Raw genomic sequence first — 14125 nt, forward strand, 5'->3', positions numbered from 1 at the left:
CCGTCATTCTACCCCTAATCGACGAGGATTTCGATGCCTTCGAGGGGTTTCACCTCGGATTTTTCCGCCTCAGGACGGGCCGCGAGCATCTTCGCGACGGTTTTACCGAGGATCGGATGCCGCCAGTCCGGAGCGAGATCGGCAAAGGGAATCAGCATGAAAGCCCGGTCCTGGATGCGTGGGTGCGGCAGGATCAACCGATCCGGGGCACGCACGCTTTGTTGTGCCAAGGGCAGCTCGATCCAGCTGCTCACCGAGGCCACATCGGGAAAAACCTCATCCTCGAAGGCCATCAGATCCAGATCAATCGGACGCCCGGCCCAACGGGTTTCGCGCACTCGCCCGAAGGAATGCTCTACTTCATGCAACAGGGCGAGCAGTTCTTCCGGGGCCAAAACCGTCTCAATCTCTGCGGCAAAATTGATGTAATCCGGTCCGGCACCCTCGGGAAAACACGGGGTCTCGTAAATCCGGCTGATCGCACTGATCCTGCTCCCCTTGCTCTGCAACGCATGCACAGCCGCGCGTAACGTCTCCAGCGGGGCTCCGGCACTTGAAGGCAGATTCGCCCCGAACGCGATCCATGCGCGTCTTTTTGCCCAGTCTCCGGTTTGTTTACCCACTGCCCCCGTCCGCCCTATATATTTAGACAAGTGTTGATTTCGCCGATTTCATACTATCTCACTGTGCAGAAAGCCAAGAACAACTGACGTGCCGTGGCCACGGCACATCCAAAAAATACAAGACAAAAGGACCTTTAGATGTTTTACAAAGATGAACGGCTTGCCTTGTTCATCGATGGTTCGAACCTTTACGCGGCCGCGAAATCGCTTGGGTTCGATATCGATTACAAACTTCTCCGACAGGAATTCATGCGCCGCGGCAAGCTGCTGCGCGCCTTCTACTATACCGCCCTGCTGGAGAATGACGACTACTCGCCGATCCGTCCGCTGGTCGACTGGCTGAACTACAACGGCTTCACCATGGTCACCAAACCGGCCAAGGAATTCACCGACTCGATGGGCCGCCGCAAGATCAAGGGCAACATGGACATCGAACTCGCGGTCAACGCGATGGAACTTGCCCCGCATGTCGACCACATCGTGCTGTTCTCCGGCGATGGCGATTTCCGCCCGTTGGTCGAAAGTCTGCAACGTCAGGGTGTGCGCGTCTCCGTGGTCTCCACGATCAAGACCCAGCCGCCGATGATCGCCGATGAGTTGCGTCGTCAGGCCGACAATTTCATCGAGCTGAACGATCTCAAGGATGTGATCGGACGCCCGCCGCGCGAACCCCGCGACGACGACGGTTACGACAACTGATCCCGGCAACCGAATGCAAAGCCCCCCACGCGGGGGCTTTTCCCCTCCCGGTCGTTGCACTCCTGCACGTTCGCCGCTACCTCTGAACAAGATCAGGAGCGCGCCATGACCGATACGACCCCCAAGCCCCCACTCACCCTCTATCTCGCAGCCCCTCGCGGGTTCTGCGCCGGGGTGGACCGCGCCATCAAGATCGTGGAAATGGCAATTGAGAAATGGGGCCCGCCGGTCTATGTCCGCCATGAGATCGTGCACAACAAATTCGTGGTCGACGGGCTCAAGGCCAAGGGCGCAATTTTCGTCGAGGAGTTGAACGATTGCCCGGATGACCGCCCCGTGATCTTTTCCGCCCATGGCGTGCCGAAAGCCGTGCCTGCCGAAGCCGCCAAACGCGAAATGGTTTATGTCGATGCCACCTGTCCGCTGGTGTCCAAAGTGCACATCGAGGCGGAACGCCATCACGCCGACGGCTTGCAGATGATCATGATCGGCCATGCCGGTCACCCGGAAACCATCGGCACCATGGGTCAACTGCCCGAGGGGGAGGTTTTGCTGGTCGAAACGCCCGAGGATGTGCCGGGGCTTGAGGTACGTGATCCGGAACGGCTTGCCTTCATCACGCAAACCACGCTGTCGGTCGACGATACGGTCGATGTGATCGCGGCGCTGCGCGCGCGTTTCCCGAACATCGCCGGCCCGCACAAGGAAGACATCTGTTACGCCACCACCAACCGGCAGGCGGCAGTCAAGGCCATCGCATCACATATAGACGCTCTTTTGGTCATTGGTGCACCAAACAGTTCAAATAGCAAACGTCTTGTCGAAGTCGGCAAGGCCAATGGCTGCGCTTATTCCCAGCTTGTGCAGCGTGCGGCCGATATCGACTGGCGCGCACTTGAAGGGATCACTTCAGTGGGAATCACTGCCGGAGCTTCCGCGCCCGAGGTTCTGGTGAACGAGGTGATCGACGCCTTCCGCGCCCGTTATGACGTAACCGTGGAACGGGTCGAAACCGCGCAGGAAAACGTCGAATTCAAAGTGCCCCGTGTCTTGAGAGAGACCGCATGAGCGAGGCGGATCGCACCATCCCGATCTACGACGCGCAGGCGGGTGCCTATGCTGTGCGCAATGCCGAACTATACGAGTTGCCGCAAGCGCAGGCCTTCGCGGGCGGGTTGCCGTCAGGAGCACACATTCTCGATTTCGGCTGTGGGCCGGGGCAATATGCAGAATGGTTCGCCACGCAAGGATTTGAGGTCGAGGCATGGGATGCCTCGGCGGAAATGCTCGCACTTACAGCCCGGCATGAGGGCGTTGCAACGCGGCTTGCACGGTTCGATGCGTTGGAGGCGAAAGAGGTTTACGATGGCATCTGGGCCAATTTCAGCCTGCTGCATGCGGAGCGTCAGGAGCTACCCGATCTGCTCCACCGCATTCACCGGGCGTTGAAACCCGGAGGTGTCTTTCACATCGCCATGAAGCTCGGAGAGGGTGCCGGACCGGACAAGCTTGGGCGGTATTATACCTATTACGGCGAGGCGGAACTCGAAGACCTGCTGCACGCAGCGAGGTTTACCGTCCAGGATCGGCGGCTGTTTGGCGGCGTGGGGCTTGACGGCACCGCCGGGCACTATATCACCCTGCTCTGTCATGGCTGAATTCTACGCATATACCGACGGAGCTTGCTCCGGAAATCCCGGTCCCGGCGGGTGGGGCGCTTTGCTCGTCGCAAAAGACGGAGACAAGGTGCTCAAAGAGCGCGAACTCAAGGGCGGCGAGGCGGAAACCACCAACAACCGGATGGAGCTTCTGGCCGCGATCACCGCGCTCGAAACGCTGGAGCGCCCCTCGCACATCACCGTCGTGACCGACAGCGCCTATGTGAAAAACGGCGTCACCGGCTGGATTCACGGCTGGAAACGCAACGGCTGGAAAACCGCCGCGAAAAAGCCGGTGAAGAATGTCGATCTCTGGCAGAGGCTCGACGATGCGCAAAAGCGGCACGATGTAACTTGGGAATGGGTCAAGGGCCACGCCGGTCACCCGGAGAACGAGCGCGCCGATGAACTGGCCCGCGCAGGCATGGCACCGTTCAAGAAGGCGACGTCATGACCCCTCTCGCGGCTCTCGATTATGCCTCCGTAATCGTCTTCGCGATCTCCGGTGCACTCGCCGCCTCCCGCGCCCAGCTCGATCTTGTCGGCTTCGCCTTTGTCGCCTGTCTGACCGCCGTGGGTGGCGGCACGCTGCGTGACGTGCTTCTCAATCGCGATGCGGTGTTCTGGATCGCCGATCCGGCCTATATCGTCATTGCCTGTCTCGTGGCTGCCGTCGTGTTCTTTACCGCGCATCTGTTCGAGAGCCGCCAGAAAGCCCTGATGTGGGCCGATGCCGTGGCGCTGTCCGTCGCCGTCGCCGCAGGTGCCGGGGTCGCGCTCAAGCTCGGGCAGCCCCCGGTGATCGTCGCGCTCATGGGGGTCGCGACCGGCTGTTTCGGCGGGCTGATGCGGGATGTGGTCTGTAACGAGGTACCATTGGTGCTTAAGCAAGGCGAACTTTACGCCTCGGCCGCACTGGCCGGAGCGCTCGCCCTGCTTTTTGCATCCTACATAGAACTTCCGAGCATTTTTGAATTCATTTTCTGTGGTATTCTGACATTTACGCTGCGGGCAGGTAGCATGATCTGGGGCTGGTCTCTGCCTGTCTACAAATCACGCCCCCCTAAAAACTGAGCTCTCACGCCTTGATATACCAAGTTGCCGCCACTGCGAGACAACAGGCGACGAACCATCCTCCGGGGCGGAACATGAGCCAGAGCGCGAGGCTGAAGAGCACGCGCGCGATCATCCCCGGGATGGACAATAACCAGATCATTTCCGGCCCGTGATCGCTTTCCACGCCCAGATCAGCGCCATCGCCCCAAGGATCGCACCGACGAAACCCGCAGCTATGCCCGAGAGCATCAGCAGGAAGCGCAACACCAGCCCGCCGATCAGTGCCCCGAGCATGCCGATGACAACCGTGGTGATCAGATCGGTTTTCAAATCCATGACACGGGTCGCAATGAAACCCGCCGCAGCGCCGACAATGATCAGGAAGAGAACGGGCATGGGTGCCTCCTATCTTTTCCGCCAATGGGTCGGTACGATGATCAGCGCACCGATTGAGGAGGCGATGGCATTCAGCCCCGGTGAGCCGAATCCGATGCCGAACATCAGCCGGACAAAATAGGCCAGAAACGCGCCGCCCACACAGATGATGATCGAGGGCAGGATGCCGTTGCGGGTGAAACCGGTCCGCTCGCTGGCGTAGCCGACGATGCCCGCGATCACGATGGTGCCGATCATCACTGGAAACATGGCTTCACCCTCACACGAACCGGCTGCCTGTCGGCAGATCGAGCCCTTTCAAAATCTCCGCCACCGGCATAGCACGTTTGCCTTCGCGCTGCGCGGTGAGAATTTCGACGGCACCATCACCACAGGCGATGGTAAAATCCCCTATCACCTCGCCGGGAGCGCCAGTGCCGTCCGTGACGCGCGACATGTGGAACTTGATCCGCTCACCGTTCAGCGTGGCCCAAGCGCCGGGAAAGGGGGAGAGGCCACGAATTTGTCGGTCGATCTCCTCCGCCGGACGGGTCCAGTCAATATGCGCCTCAGCCTTGTCGATCTTTTTCGCGTAGGTCACGCCATCGTCCGGCTGCGCTTCGGGCACGAGATGATCCAGCGTGTCCAACGCTACGGTGATCGCATCCGCTCCCATTTCAGACAGACGGTCATGGAGTGTCGCGGTGGTGTCCTCCGCCGTGATCTCGGTTTCCTGACGCAACAGCACAGGCCCGGTGTCGAGCCCTGCCTCCATCTGCATGATACAGACGCCGGTTTTTTCATCGCCTTCGAGGATCGCGCGATGGATGGGGGCGGCACCCCGCCAGCGCGGCAGGAGAGAGGCGTGGATGTTGAGGCAGCCACGCTTCGGTGCATCGAGAATGCTCTGCGGCAACAAGAGGCCATAGGCCACGACCACGGCAATTTCGGCGTTCAGCGTGGCGAAGGCGGCGACATCCGCCGGGTCCTTGAAATTCACCGGATGCCGGATCGGCAGGCCAAGCTCTTCGGCGCGGGCCTGAACAGGTGTCGGGCGGTCTTTCTTGCCCCGCCCCGCCGGACGCGGCGGCTGGCAATAGACGCAGGCGATCTCATGGCCTGCCTCGACAAGTGCGTCGAGCACAGGAACGGAGAATTTCGGGCTGCCCATGAAGATCACTCTCATGTCATGGCCCCCGTCTTTTTCGCCTTCTTGAGGAACATCTGACGTTTCACCGGCTTGAGATTGTCGAAATACATCCTGCCATTCAGATGGTCGATCTGGTGCTGCACCGAGGTGGCCCAGAGACCGACGAAATCGCGCTCCTCAACCTCCCCCGCCTCGTTGAAAAAGCGCACGGTGACGGCGCGCGGGCGGGAGATCACGGCGGACATACCGGGCAGGTTCGGGGAGGCCTCTTCGTGTTCACGCATCTGTACGGAGGCGTGAAGCACCTCGGGATTGGCCAGTTTGATCGCCTTGCCCCGCTCGTCGGAACAATCGACCACGGCCAGGTGTTGCATCACCCCGATTTGCGGCCCGGCAAGGCCATAGCCCGGCATGGCATCCATGGTCTCGACCATATCGGCCCAGATCGTGCGAATCTCGTCCGTGATCTCGGCCACGGGCGGCACTGCGGTTTTCAGACGTTTGTCGGGATAAGACACAAAGGGGCGGATGGTCATGCGTAGGCCTCCTCCAGACGGGCGCGGGTTTTCGCATCGAGTCGGTCGAAATGCACAAGCCCGTCGAGATGGTCGTATTCGTGCTGGGCGATACGGGCCTCAGCACCCTCCATCTCGCAGCTGTGGCGGCCCCCATCAAGATCGGTCCAGCTCAGCGTGATCCGCATCGGCCGGGCGACGGTTGCGGTGATGCCGGGGATCGAAAGACAACCTTCGTCCATCTCACAGGTCTCATCGGACATGGCGGTGATCTCGGGATTGATCGCCACGAGGGGGGATCTCGTCCCCTCCTTCCATGTCGCATCCATCACGAAGAGCCGCAGCATTGCCCCGACCTGAGGCCCGGCAAGGCCACGACCGGGGGCGTCATACATCGTGTCGAACATATCTGCGACGAGGGTGCGAATCTCTGCGGTGATCTCAGTCACCGGCGCACAACGCGTACTCAGGCGCGCATCCGGCCAGAGCAGGATCTCGCGTAGCGCCATCAGAGGCGCGCCTTCTCGCGTTTGAGTTTCTGCATCTTGCGAGTGATCATTTGCCGTTTCAGCGGCTTGAGATAGTCGATGAACAGCACTCCGTCCAAATGGTCGATCTCATGCTGTACACAGGTCGCCCAAAGCGCGTCAAACTCCTGTTCGTGTGGCTTGCCCTCGACATCCTGCCATTTGACGCGCACCATCTTGGGGCGCTCTACCTCGGCATATTGGCCGGGGATGGAGAGACAGCCCTCCTCGTAGACATTGCGTTCTTCGCTTTTCCACGTCACTTCGGGGTTCACCAGAACCATCGGCTCCGGCGTACCATCCGCTTCCTTAGCGCAATCCATCACCAGCATGCGTTTGATCAGCCCGACCTGCGGCGCGGCAAGGCCGATGCCGGGCGCATCATACATCGTCTCAAGCATATCGTCAGCAAAGCGCGCGAGTTCCTTGTCGAACTCGGTGACGGGATCGCAGTGCTTTTTAAGACGCGGGTCGGGATGGATGAGGATCGGTTTCAGTGTCATGTCCTGCATTTAGTCAATGCGCCCGCCGCACGCAATATCAGCGCTGCGAAAACGCATAGCCCCTCGCGCGGGATTTTCGGTTTTCCTTCGGCAAGTGGGGCGATTAGGCTCGCACATAATGATTTCAGGGAGCCCTCCATGACCAATCCGCTGTTCGACCCGATCATCAACCGTTTTGGCACCCATTGCGCGAAGTGGGACAAGATGGAGGACCTCTACGGCGTGCCCGCCGAGGATGGCATTGCGATGTGGGTGGCGGACATGGATTTTCACCCGCCGGCCTGTGTGCAAAGGGCACTTGAAAAGATGACCGCTCATGGGGTCTATGGTTATTTCGGCGATGAGCGCGATTATCATGCCGCCATTCAGTGGTGGATGAAAAACCGTCATGGCTGGGAAGTCGACCCCGGCTGGATTTTCACCACACACGGGCTGGTGAACGGCACGGCGCTTTGCATCGACGCGTTTACCAAGCCGGGCGACGGGGTCGTTCTGATGACGCCCGTCTACCATGCGTTCAGCCGGGTGATCAAAGCCGCCGGGCGCGAAATCGTCGAATGTCCTCTGGCACTCGAAGGCGGCAAATACATCATGGATTTCGAGGCTTGGGACGCACAGATGACCGGCAATGAAAAGATGCTGATCCTCTGTTCTCCGCACAATCCCGGCGGGCGCGTGTGGACCCGTGAGGAACTGGAGAGCGTTGCCGAGTTCTGCAAGCGGCACGACCTCATTCTGGTCTCTGATGAGATTCACCACGATCTGGTGATGCCGGGACACATACACACGCCGATGGCCCTGATCGAGGGCATTGAAGATCGTCTGATCATGATGTCGGCGACCACGAAAACCTTCAACATTGCGGGGACGCACTCGGGCAATGTGATCATCCCCGATGCGACCTTGCGCGCGAAATTCGCCTCCCGCATGGCGGCGCTGGGGATTTCTCCGAACTCTTTCGGTCTGGAAATGGCCACCGCCGCCTATAGCCCGGAAGGCGCCACCTGGGTCGATGAGCTGATTGTCTATCTCGATGGCAACCGTCAGATTTTCGATGCCGCTATCGCAGAAATTCCAGGGCTGAAATCCATGCCGCTGGAGGCGACCTATCTGGCCTGGGTCGATTTCTCCGACACCGGCATGTCACGGGAGGAATTCACCGCCCGTGTCGAAAAAACCGCCCATATTGCGCCGAACCACGGGCCGACTTTTGGAAAAGGTGGGGAGCTTTACCTACGGTTCAATCTCGCAACTCCACGCAGCCTTGTGGAAACCGCCTGTGGACGCCTGAAGGACGCGTTCAGCGATTTGCAGTAAAGATCAGCGCGGCAAAAGCGCGACCGGCGCATCATCGGGCCGGTCGTAGTCGAGCGGCGGGCGATCCGTGGCACAGGTCGCGCGTTTGAACTCGAAGCTCATTTCGTGACCTTCTTCCTGCGAGGCCACGATCAGGGCTTGGTAAAGATGTTTCGAGCCATCGAACACGTCCACAAGCCCGCGCAGATGATCGGTGTTGTCCCGGTCCAGCGCAAAGCCGTTGTCCCAGGCTCGCAGGATCGGATAGGTCTGATCCCCGACTTTCACCCGAAGCCGCGACCGTTTTTTCAGATCGCGTTTGCGGGCCAGCTCAAGCCCTTCAAGCACTTCTTTCGGCAGAAAGTCGATCATGTCATCCTCCACGACAATCGTCTTGTCTTAAGGATGGCACAGGAATGGTTTTGGTCAAGTTAAAGCGTTTTGCGAACAATCTGAATCACAGATTTTCGGAAAACGTTGTGCAGGGCTCATATGTTGAGGGCCTTTTGCAACTGTTCTGTGCCTCAGATCAATTGCAAAAGGCTTTAACGATAACGCGAGTGTACCGCCCGATGCACGAGAGTCACCCGATTGCCGCAGTTACCGCTTCACCTTCGGGCGCAACACATGCGGTATCGCCGGATCGTAAAGCGCAGAATCCTTGAAATCCGCCACCTCTCCAAGAGCAGGCCCCACAAGGATCAACGCCGTGCGGGTGATCTTCTCAGCCCGGATTTTTTCATGAATATCGGACAGCGTGCCACGGATCAGCATCTGATCCGGCCAACCAACGCGATACGCCACCGCCACCGGACAATCGGCCCCGTAATAAGGCGCAAGCTGACGTTCGATCTCGCGTAAATTGCGAATACCAAGGTGAATGGCCAGAGTCGCACCGGTCTTTGCGAAATTCTCCAGCGTCTCACCTTCGGGCATTGAGGTCGATTTCATCGAGACCCGCGTGAGAACAATGCTCTGCGCAATCTCCGGGATGGTCAGTTCCTGCCCCAGCGCCGCCGCTGCCGCAGCATAGGCTGGAACACCGGGAATGATCTCATAGGGGATACCATCGGCGCGCAAACGGCGAATTTGCTCTGCGATCGCACCATAGAGAGAAGGGTCGCCACTGTGCACACGCGCAACATCAAGTCCATTTTGATGCGCTATTTTGATTTCTTTGTGAGTATCATCCAGCGTCATCGGTGCCGTGTCGAGAACCCGCGCACCCTCCGGGGCACAGGCGACAACTTCCGGCGGCACCAGAGAACCGGCATAAAGACACACGGGGCATTCCCCGATGATCCGCTCGGCCTTTTTCGTCAAAAGCTCCGGATCGCCGGGACCGGCTCCGATGAAAAAAACCGTCATAGATTGTCCTCCAGATGGCGATTGCCAACGTCCTGCAAATCTCCGTCGATCCGTCTCGCATAACCGCGCGGCGTGAACATCCGCGGCCCTTCGCCCAACTGCGCCAGACGTGTGTTCGACGAACCGATCAGCACCACGGTCAGCATGTCCACCTCCTCCACCTCAAGCGCGTCGAGCCGTCGATAACGCACATATTCCGTCGGGCGGCCCAGATTGGACGCCAGCATGACCGGCGTATCCGCCGGACGATGTTTCAACAATATCTCCCGCGCCTCGGCCAAAAGCGTGCGGCGTTTTTTTGAGACCGGATTGTAAAAAGCGATGACGAAATCTCCCTCGGCGGCGGCTTTCAAGCGGCGCAGGATGTCGTCGCGCGGGGTCAGCAAATCCGATAGCGAGATCGCACAGAAGTCATGTCCCAAAGGCGCGCCCGCCCGTGCCGCCGCGCCTTGCAGGGCCGACACGCCGGGAGAGCAGATCACTTCGACCCGACGCGCGGCATCGGAGACACCGTGCTCTTCCGGCTTGCGATCGAGCAGTTCGAACACCAGTGCGCCCATCGCGTAGATACCCGCATCTCCGGAACAGACCAAAGCTACGTTCTTGCCTTTTGCTGCCTGTTCCAAGGCATAGCGGCACCGGTCTTCCTCACCCCCCAAAGGGAAATCGCTGCGGAGTTTACCGGCAGCTAATGAGCCGAGAATATCAATATAGAGGCCATAACCAACGAGTTCTTCGGCTTCCGAGATCATTTTCGATACTTCCGGTGTACGCCAGCTTGCCTGTCCCGGCCCGATCCCAACAACCGACAGACGCCCCCGGGCGCGGCCTTTCAAATCAACGAGCGGTGTCTCGGAACGGGTCAGCGCGCAGGTCGTATTGGCGGTTTTGCGCTTTTCTGCAACCAACATCCCGCCCGCCGCCAAAGCCGCGCCTTCTGCAACACCATGACACCCGACCTCGGCGAAGACCACTTCCGACGGGTTGGCCAACCGATCCGCCTGCGCCTCCAGCTCCTGCGCCGTGAACAGCCGCAAAGGCACGTCCAGACGTTTTGCCAAAGCGATCATCGCCAGTTCATCCGCCTTCAGATCAATCGTATTGACCGAAGCAATCGCTCCCGGTGCAACCCCCTGTTCCGCCAACATATCCGAGACATTCTGCCAAAGCTCATCGGGATCGGCATTGCGCGCACACCCGACACCGAGGGCGTAACGTTGCGGGTGATAAACAAGGCGTTGCGATCCCGGCGCGCCCGGCGCATCGGTCACGGAAAGCGCCACCTCGCCACCCTCATCGGTCAGCTCGAAAATGTTTTCTCCCTCAACCGAGACACCGGCCCCGCAGAGCAATGCGGCCATCGCGGATTTGGCATCTTCGGGGTTGGCAAGGCGATAGCCCAAGGGCGGCTCATCCAGGGCGATCCCCAACGCAATATCCCCCGCCGTCGTGATGGCAGCTTTCGCCTCAAGGGTTTGTGCGATCTCTTGCGCCAGACGGTTGGCGCCGCGATGCCCCCCCAGAAGCGGGACAACGACGGAACCGTCGTCGGACACGGAAATCACCGGTGGTTCGCTTTTCTTGTCGTGCAATAGCGGCGCGACGGCGCGGATCAGGATACCGGACGCACAGACGCCGATCACCGGAATACCCGCCGCGAAAAGATCGCGGATGTGGTCCAGGGCATTTGGAAAACTGATCTTTGCGCTGGTCCGGCCTTCACGGCCATGCAGCTCTGCACCAAGGGCAACGGCAATTTTTGCCGCAACCTTCTCGCCAGAGGAATTCAGAGCGACGACAACCGGGGTCACAGCCATGGATCGGCCCCTTTCACGATAAGGATCATGGAAAAATACGGTGCCTTTTCAGGCGCTTTCGAGAGCGGCATCACCTGTTCGTCCGGGGTCGATGCACGTTCGATATAGACCGCTTTATCGGTCAGTCCCGCCACCTCAATCGCCGCCCGGACCGCCGCGAAATGACGCCCGAGTTTCATCACCACAATGGTGTCTGAGGGTGGCAGGGTTTGCGTCGGATTTCCGCCCGACAAACGTCGGGCAAGTTCCGGGGCGGGGAGGATCGTCACCACCTCGTTGCGGGCGGCGAGTGGAAGGCCCGCAACAGCGGCACAGCTCATGGCGGAGCTGACGCCGGGCACGACCTCGACCGGATAATCGGACCGCAGACGAGCGTAGAGATACATGAAGGAGCCGTAGAAAAACGGATCGCCCTCACAGAGCACCACCACGTCATGACCGGCATCGAGTTCGGTCCGAATGGCCAAAGCCCCCGCATCATAAGCGGCCTGTGCCGGGGCGCGGTCGACGGTCATGGGAATGTCCATGACGATCTCGCGTGTACCGGGGGCGATGTGATCTGCCGCAATGGAGCGGGCAAAAGATGTGCCGCCCGCGAGCCTCGGATAGGCAATGACCTTGGCCCCCGCGATGAGCCGCGCGGCCTTGAGGGTCATCAGTTCGGGATCGCCCGGACCAAGGCCAATACCGTAAAGTTTTCCGGTCATTTGGTGAGACTCCATTGCGTGACGGGCATGAAAGGCTTCCAGCCCGACAGGCTTCCGACTGGTTTGGCACGTGAGACGGACAGACGGGTGAGATCGCCACCGAATTCGCTGCGCAGCGAAAGCAGCATGGTTTCGCTTTCCAGCGTCACCGCATTGGCAACCAGACGGCCATGCGGTTTAATCGCGGCGAGGGCAATCTCGACGACTTCGCGTGATAATCCGCCGCCAATGAACACCGCATCCGGGGCGGGCAAATCCTCAAGCCCCTCCGGCGCTTTCGCGTCGATCAGTTTCAAACCCGGCGTGCCCAGAGCCAAGGCGTTTTGCGCCGCCAAAGCGCGACGGTCGGCGCGGTGTTCGATGCCGATAGCACGGGCGTCACGCGCCGCGCGCATCCATTCGATGGCGACCGAGCCGGACCCGCAACCGATGTCCCAGAGCATCCCACCACGCACCGGACCGAGCTTGGCCAAGGTCACGACGCGCACCTCTTGTTTGGTCATGTTGCCGTCGGACACAAAGGCGCTGTCGGGCAAACCAAAACGCGGCAGCAGGGTCGCGCCCTCTTCCGCAATTAGATCGACAGCGAGGGTATGGAACTCTGGCACTTCATGTGACCAATCGGCGGCGGTACCGTCAAAGCGGGCTTCATCAACACCACCCATATGGGCCAGCACCGTCATGCGAGAAGGGTAAAATCCAAGATTACGCAAAATTTTCGCAACTTCTGACGGGCTATCAGAACCTTTTGTCAAAATGAGCAATTTCTGCGATGCGGCGAGGAAAGGAATAACCTGTTCTGCCGGACGCCCGTGAATGGTCAATATTTCGCAATCGGCTAGCGACCATCCCATGCGGCAAGCCGCAAGCTGGAAGGCGGAAAGCTGCGGATGGTAGAGTATCTCGGACGAGTCGATCTCCCGTCCGATCCGGGCTCCGACAGAATACCAGAGCGGATCGCCGGTGGCGAGCACGGCGACACGACGCCCACGCAGGGAGTTCAGATCGGAGATCAGCGCATCGAAAGGCGAGGGCCATACGCGACGCTCGGCAATCAGCGATGCTGTCAGTTCATGGTGGCGTTCCGCTCCGAAGATCACCTCCGCATCTTCAAGCACCATGCGGGTGGCGGGGGCGAGGCTGTCGAGACCGTTGTCACCGATACCGATGATATGGAGCCACGGAGCACTCATTCGCCGATCTCCGGCAGTCCGGCCGCCAAGGCATTCACGGCGGCGGAAGCGATAGCCGATCCGCCGCGGCGTCCGCGAAGCGCGATGAAATCACAGCCTCGGGGATTGGCGGCAAGCTCGGCCTTGGATTCCGTCGCGCCCACGAACCCGACGGGAAAGCCGAGGATCAGAGCCGGTTTGGGAAAGCCCTGCTCGATCCGCTCCAGAAGGTGAAACAGCGCCGTGGGGGCATTGCCGATGGCAACGACGGCGCCCTCAAGATGCGGCTCCCAGAGGTCCACGGCGGCGGCGGAACGGGTGGTGCCGATCTCTCTGGCGTGCTCGGGGACGGAGGGGGCGTTGAGCGTGACGACCACCTCGTTGTCTGCTGGCAGATAGCGGCGGATAATCCCCGCCCCGGCCATTTCGCAGTCACAGAGGATAGGCGCGCCGGATTTCAGCGCGTCGTACCCGGCGGCATAGGCACCGGGAGAAAATGCGAGACGATCCGCCACCTCCACCATGCCGCAAGCGTGAATCAGGCGGATTGCAAGGCGTTCCATGCCGGGATCGAAACGATCCAGACGCGCCTCACGCCGTACGGTTGCGAAACTCTGGGCGTAGATCGCCTGTGGGTCCTTTTCATAAGGGCGCATGCG

20 protein-coding genes are annotated in these 14125 nt (G+C 60.1%); 6 read left to right on the forward strand and 14 right to left on the reverse strand.

Going from position 1 to position 14125, the window contains the following annotated elements:
• Nucleotides 1–14 precede the first annotated feature (14 nt).
• On the reverse strand, nucleotides 15–623 hold the full coding sequence (folK, locus tag C8N42_RS04950) for a 2-amino-4-hydroxy-6-hydroxymethyldihydropteridine diphosphokinase (RefSeq protein ID WP_107815443.1): 609 nt from the start codon (nucleotides 621–623) through the stop codon (nucleotides 15–17).
• Nucleotides 624–761: 138 nt separating this feature from the next.
• Between folK and C8N42_RS04955 the strand changes: the two genes are divergently transcribed.
• The 5 genes from C8N42_RS04955 to C8N42_RS04975 all read left to right on the forward strand — a co-directional run bounded on the left by C8N42_RS04955 (nucleotide 762) and on the right by C8N42_RS04975 (nucleotide 4054).
• Complete coding sequence (locus tag C8N42_RS04955) at nucleotides 762–1322, forward strand: LabA-like NYN domain-containing protein (protein ID WP_107815444.1); 561 nt, start codon at nucleotides 762–764, stop codon at nucleotides 1320–1322.
• A gap of 105 nt (nucleotides 1323–1427) precedes the next feature.
• Nucleotides 1428–2390: a 4-hydroxy-3-methylbut-2-enyl diphosphate reductase gene (gene ispH, locus C8N42_RS04960; RefSeq protein WP_107815445.1), complete on the forward strand. Its 963-nt coding sequence runs from the start codon at nucleotides 1428–1430 to the stop codon at nucleotides 2388–2390.
• Nucleotides 2387–2980: a class I SAM-dependent DNA methyltransferase gene (locus C8N42_RS04965; protein WP_107815446.1), complete on the forward strand. Its 594-nt coding sequence runs from the start codon at nucleotides 2387–2389 to the stop codon at nucleotides 2978–2980. The genes ispH and C8N42_RS04965 overlap by 4 nt, the downstream gene beginning before the upstream one ends.
• Nucleotides 2973–3434 carry a ribonuclease HI gene (rnhA, locus tag C8N42_RS04970; RefSeq protein WP_107815447.1) on the forward strand — a complete coding sequence of 154 codons (462 nt, stop codon included), beginning with the start codon at nucleotides 2973–2975 and terminating at the stop codon, nucleotides 3432–3434. The genes C8N42_RS04965 and rnhA overlap by 8 nt, the downstream gene beginning before the upstream one ends.
• Complete coding sequence (locus C8N42_RS04975; protein ID WP_107815448.1) at nucleotides 3431–4054, forward strand: trimeric intracellular cation channel family protein; 624 nt, start codon at nucleotides 3431–3433, stop codon at nucleotides 4052–4054. The genes rnhA and C8N42_RS04975 overlap by 4 nt, the downstream gene beginning before the upstream one ends.
• A 4-nt stretch (nucleotides 4055–4058) precedes the next feature.
• Here C8N42_RS04975 and C8N42_RS21545 read toward each other — a convergent pair whose 3' ends face one another.
• From C8N42_RS21545 to def (C8N42_RS05005), 7 genes are read right to left on the reverse strand one after another with little or no spacing between them, the layout of a single operon-like run.
• Nucleotides 4059–4196: a hypothetical protein gene (locus C8N42_RS21545; protein WP_170109214.1), complete on the reverse strand. Its 138-nt coding sequence runs from the start codon at nucleotides 4194–4196 to the stop codon at nucleotides 4059–4061.
• Entirely contained in the window at nucleotides 4193–4432 is a 240-nt protein-coding gene (locus tag C8N42_RS04980; RefSeq protein ID WP_107815449.1) for a GlsB/YeaQ/YmgE family stress response membrane protein, read from the reverse strand. Before C8N42_RS04980 ends, C8N42_RS21545 begins: the two co-directional genes overlap by 4 nt.
• A 9-nt stretch (nucleotides 4433–4441) precedes the next feature.
• Nucleotides 4442–4681, reverse strand: a complete 240-nt coding sequence (locus C8N42_RS04985; RefSeq protein WP_107815450.1) for a hypothetical protein — start codon at nucleotides 4679–4681, stop codon at nucleotides 4442–4444.
• 10 nt (nucleotides 4682–4691) lie between these two features.
• Nucleotides 4692–5597 (reverse strand): methionyl-tRNA formyltransferase, encoded by a 906-nt coding sequence (fmt, locus tag C8N42_RS04990; RefSeq protein WP_107815451.1) that lies wholly within the window; start codon nucleotides 5595–5597, stop codon nucleotides 4692–4694.
• Nucleotides 5594–6097, reverse strand: coding sequence for a peptide deformylase (gene def, locus C8N42_RS04995; RefSeq protein ID WP_107815452.1), 504 nt, complete (start codon nucleotides 6095–6097; stop codon nucleotides 5594–5596). Before def (C8N42_RS04995) ends, fmt begins: the two co-directional genes overlap by 4 nt.
• Nucleotides 6094–6585 carry a peptide deformylase gene (gene def, locus C8N42_RS05000; RefSeq protein WP_107815453.1) on the reverse strand — a complete coding sequence of 164 codons (492 nt, stop codon included), beginning with the start codon at nucleotides 6583–6585 and terminating at the stop codon, nucleotides 6094–6096. The genes def (C8N42_RS04995) and def (C8N42_RS05000) overlap by 4 nt, the downstream gene beginning before the upstream one ends.
• On the reverse strand, nucleotides 6585–7106 hold the full coding sequence (gene def, locus C8N42_RS05005) for a peptide deformylase (protein ID WP_107815454.1): 522 nt from the start codon (nucleotides 7104–7106) through the stop codon (nucleotides 6585–6587). The genes def (C8N42_RS05000) and def (C8N42_RS05005) overlap by 1 nt, the downstream gene beginning before the upstream one ends.
• 138 nt (nucleotides 7107–7244) lie before the next feature.
• On the opposite strand from def (C8N42_RS05005), the gene C8N42_RS05010 reads away from it, so the two are divergent.
• Nucleotides 7245–8423: a MalY/PatB family protein gene (locus C8N42_RS05010; RefSeq protein WP_107815455.1), complete on the forward strand. Its 1179-nt coding sequence runs from the start codon at nucleotides 7245–7247 to the stop codon at nucleotides 8421–8423.
• Nucleotides 8424–8426: 3 nt separating this feature from the next.
• Here C8N42_RS05010 and C8N42_RS05015 read toward each other — a convergent pair whose 3' ends face one another.
• From C8N42_RS05015 to C8N42_RS05040, 6 genes are all read right to left on the reverse strand, one after another.
• Nucleotides 8427–8774, reverse strand: coding sequence for a hypothetical protein (locus C8N42_RS05015; RefSeq protein WP_107815698.1), 348 nt, complete (start codon nucleotides 8772–8774; stop codon nucleotides 8427–8429).
• 228 nt (nucleotides 8775–9002) lie between these two features.
• Nucleotides 9003–9770 (reverse strand): precorrin-4 C(11)-methyltransferase, encoded by a 768-nt coding sequence (cobM, locus tag C8N42_RS05020; RefSeq protein WP_107815456.1) that lies wholly within the window; start codon nucleotides 9768–9770, stop codon nucleotides 9003–9005.
• On the reverse strand, nucleotides 9767–11587 hold the full coding sequence (cobJ, locus tag C8N42_RS05025) for a precorrin-3B C(17)-methyltransferase (RefSeq protein ID WP_107815457.1): 1821 nt from the start codon (nucleotides 11585–11587) through the stop codon (nucleotides 9767–9769). The genes cobM and cobJ overlap by 4 nt, the downstream gene beginning before the upstream one ends.
• Entirely contained in the window at nucleotides 11578–12294 is a 717-nt protein-coding gene (gene cobI / locus C8N42_RS05030; RefSeq protein WP_107815458.1) for a precorrin-2 C(20)-methyltransferase, read from the reverse strand. The genes cobJ and cobI overlap by 10 nt, the downstream gene beginning before the upstream one ends.
• Nucleotides 12291–13487 carry a precorrin-6y C5,15-methyltransferase (decarboxylating) subunit CbiE gene (cbiE, locus tag C8N42_RS05035; RefSeq protein ID WP_107815459.1) on the reverse strand — a complete coding sequence of 399 codons (1197 nt, stop codon included), beginning with the start codon at nucleotides 13485–13487 and terminating at the stop codon, nucleotides 12291–12293. Before cbiE ends, cobI begins: the two co-directional genes overlap by 4 nt.
• On the reverse strand, nucleotides 13484–14122 hold the full coding sequence (locus C8N42_RS05040) for a precorrin-8X methylmutase (RefSeq protein WP_107815460.1): 639 nt from the start codon (nucleotides 14120–14122) through the stop codon (nucleotides 13484–13486). The genes cbiE and C8N42_RS05040 overlap by 4 nt, the downstream gene beginning before the upstream one ends.
• Between the last annotated feature and the right edge of the window lie 3 nt (nucleotides 14123–14125).

Origin of the sequence: Celeribacter persicus (assembly GCF_003050785.1) — a bacterium.
Classification (GTDB): domain Bacteria; phylum Pseudomonadota; class Alphaproteobacteria; order Rhodobacterales; family Rhodobacteraceae; genus Celeribacter; species Celeribacter persicus.

Bases quoted from the DNA above. Each gene is read 5' to 3' on its own strand.
- C8N42_RS04955 (WP_107815444.1), top strand. From the start codon at position 762: ATGTTTTACAAAGATGAACGGCTTGCCTTGTTCATCGATGGTTCGAAC.
- ispH (WP_107815445.1), top strand. From the start codon at position 1,428: ATGACCGATACGACCCCCAAGCCCCCACTCACCCTCTATCTCGCAGCC.
- C8N42_RS04965 (WP_107815446.1), top strand. From the start codon at position 2,387: ATGAGCGAGGCGGATCGCACCATCCCGATCTACGACGCGCAGGCGGGT.
- rnhA (WP_107815447.1), top strand. From the start codon at position 2,973: ATGGCTGAATTCTACGCATATACCGACGGAGCTTGCTCCGGAAATCCC.
- C8N42_RS04975 (WP_107815448.1), top strand. From the start codon at position 3,431: ATGACCCCTCTCGCGGCTCTCGATTATGCCTCCGTAATCGTCTTCGCG.
- C8N42_RS21545 (WP_170109214.1), bottom strand. From the start codon at position 4,196: ATGATCTGGTTATTGTCCATCCCGGGGATGATCGCGCGCGTGCTCTTC.
- C8N42_RS04980 (WP_107815449.1), bottom strand. From the start codon at position 4,432: ATGCCCGTTCTCTTCCTGATCATTGTCGGCGCTGCGGCGGGTTTCATT.
- C8N42_RS04985 (WP_107815450.1), bottom strand. From the start codon at position 4,681: ATGTTTCCAGTGATGATCGGCACCATCGTGATCGCGGGCATCGTCGGC.
- fmt (WP_107815451.1), bottom strand. From the start codon at position 5,597: ATGAGAGTGATCTTCATGGGCAGCCCGAAATTCTCCGTTCCTGTGCTC.
- def (WP_107815452.1), bottom strand. From the start codon at position 6,097: ATGACCATCCGCCCCTTTGTGTCTTATCCCGACAAACGTCTGAAAACC.
- def (WP_107815453.1), bottom strand. From the start codon at position 6,585: ATGGCGCTACGCGAGATCCTGCTCTGGCCGGATGCGCGCCTGAGTACG.
- def (WP_107815454.1), bottom strand. From the start codon at position 7,106: ATGACACTGAAACCGATCCTCATCCATCCCGACCCGCGTCTTAAAAAG.
- C8N42_RS05010 (WP_107815455.1), top strand. From the start codon at position 7,245: ATGACCAATCCGCTGTTCGACCCGATCATCAACCGTTTTGGCACCCAT.
- C8N42_RS05015 (WP_107815698.1), bottom strand. From the start codon at position 8,774: ATGATCGACTTTCTGCCGAAAGAAGTGCTTGAAGGGCTTGAGCTGGCC.
- cobM (WP_107815456.1), bottom strand. From the start codon at position 9,770: ATGACGGTTTTTTTCATCGGAGCCGGTCCCGGCGATCCGGAGCTTTTG.
- cobJ (WP_107815457.1), bottom strand. From the start codon at position 11,587: ATGGCTGTGACCCCGGTTGTCGTCGCTCTGAATTCCTCTGGCGAGAAG.
- cobI (WP_107815458.1), bottom strand. From the start codon at position 12,294: ATGACCGGAAAACTTTACGGTATTGGCCTTGGTCCGGGCGATCCCGAA.
- cbiE (WP_107815459.1), bottom strand. From the start codon at position 13,487: ATGAGTGCTCCGTGGCTCCATATCATCGGTATCGGTGACAACGGTCTC.
- C8N42_RS05040 (WP_107815460.1), bottom strand. From the start codon at position 14,122: ATGCGCCCTTATGAAAAGGACCCACAGGCGATCTACGCCCAGAGTTTC.